Raw genomic sequence first — 2,043 nt, forward strand, 5'->3', positions numbered from 1 at the left:
CGAGCGATCTAAAGATGCTCGCGTCCACTGTGTAGTTCTCAACATACGATCGGCACCAGCGCTCCACAATCACAACGGACTGCTTCACCCTGGCCCAACGAAGGACCCGTAGGCCCAACCCCCACACCCGAAGGCATGGGAAGCCTGGTCCCTCAGGACCCAACAACGTGCACCAGCCAGGACCTCCACCCCGACCCGTTCCAACCCTGCAAGCAGAGCGTACTGAGATCGGAAGCATCGCTCCCAACTGCACTGTCAATGTTCCACCCATGAGCTACCCGTCGGACACGTTCGGTCCGAATCGGGCGCCTGGACATCGCAAGCGATGCCAGATGCTCCTTAGAAAGGAGGTGATCCAGCCGCACCTTCCGGTACGGCTACCTTGTTACGACTTAGTCCTAATCACCGATCCCACCTTCGACGGCTCCTTCCACAAGGGTTAGGCCACCGGCTTCGGGTGTTACCGACTTTCATGACTTGACGGGCGGTGTGTACAAGGCCCGGGAACGTATTCACCGCAGCGTTGCTGATCTGCGATTACTAGCGACTCCGACTTCATGAGGTCGAGTTGCAGACCTCAATCCGAACTGAGACCGGCTTTTTGGGATTCGCTCCACCTTACGGTATCGCAGCCCTTTGTACCGGCCATTGTAGCATGCGTGAAGCCCAAGACATAAGGGGCATGATGATTTGACGTCATCCCCACCTTCCTCCGAGTTGACCCCGGCAGTCTCCTATGAGTCCCCGGCATAACCCGCTGGCAACATAGAACGAGGGTTGCGCTCGTTGCGGGACTTAACCCAACATCTCACGACACGAGCTGACGACAACCATGCACCACCTGTACACCGACCACAAGGGGGCGACCATCTCTGGCCGTTTCCGGTGTATGTCAAGCCTTGGTAAGGTTCTTCGCGTTGCATCGAATTAATCCGCATGCTCCGCCGCTTGTGCGGGCCCCCGTCAATTCCTTTGAGTTTTAGCCTTGCGGCCGTACTCCCCAGGCGGGGCGCTTAATGCGTTAGCTACGACACAGAAACCGTGGAAAGGTCCCTACATCTAGCGCCCAACGTTTACGGCATGGACTACCAGGGTATCTAATCCTGTTCGCTCCCCATGCTTTCGCTCCTCAGCGTCAGTTACGGCCCAGAGATCTGCCTTCGCCATCGGTGTTCCTCCTGATATCTGCGCATTCCACCGCTACACCAGGAATTCCAATCTCCCCTACCGCACTCTAGTCTGCCCGTACCCACTGCAAGCCCGAGGTTGAGCCTCGGGATTTCACAGCAGACGCGACAAACCGCCTACGAGCTCTTTACGCCCAATAATTCCGGACAACGCTTGCACCCTACGTATTACCGCGGCTGCTGGCACGTAGTTAGCCGGTGCTTTTTCTGCAGGTACCGTCACTTTCGCTTCTTCCCTACTAAAAGAGGTTTACAACCCGAAGGCCGTCATCCCTCACGCGGCGTTGCTGCATCAGGCTTTCGCCCATTGTGCAATATTCCCCACTGCTGCCTCCCGTAGGAGTCTGGGCCGTGTCTCAGTCCCAGTGTGGCCGGTCACCCTCTCAGGCCGGCTACCCGTCGTCGCCTTGGTGAGCCATTACCTCACCAACAAGCTGATAGGCCGCGAGTCCATCCCCAACCAAAAAATCTTTCCACCACCAGACCATGCGGCCGGTGATCATATCCAGTATTAGACGTCGTTTCCAACGCTTATCCCAGAGTCAGGGGCAGGTTACTCACGTGTTACTCACCCGTTCGCCACTAATCCGCCCAGCAAGCTGGGCATCATCGTTCGACTTGCATGTGTTAAGCACGCCGCCAGCGTTCGTCCTGAGCCAGGATCAAACTCTCCGTAAAAAATTACAGACCCAACACCCGAAAGCGTCAGGCCGAGTTGATCTTGACTGTTGACTGTCTACTGACAATCTTCAATCCAAAAGGAATTGTCTCCGGACGTCCCACAAGTGGAACGCCACGGGGTCAATAAATTGGCATTGACAATGTGCACGCTGTTGAGTTCTCAAGGACCAGACGC

General features: G+C 56.3%; 1 rRNA gene. It reads right to left on the reverse strand.

The features are described 5' to 3' along the window. Positions 1-343: 343 nt before the first annotated feature. Positions 344-1,865: ribosomal RNA gene (locus EDF24_RS00035) — 16S ribosomal RNA — on the reverse strand. Between the last annotated feature and the right edge of the window lie 178 nt (positions 1,866-2,043).

It is taken from the genome of Curtobacterium sp. PhB130, assembly GCF_003755165.1.
In the GTDB taxonomy this organism is placed as follows: Bacteria; Actinomycetota; Actinomycetes; order Actinomycetales; family Microbacteriaceae; genus Curtobacterium.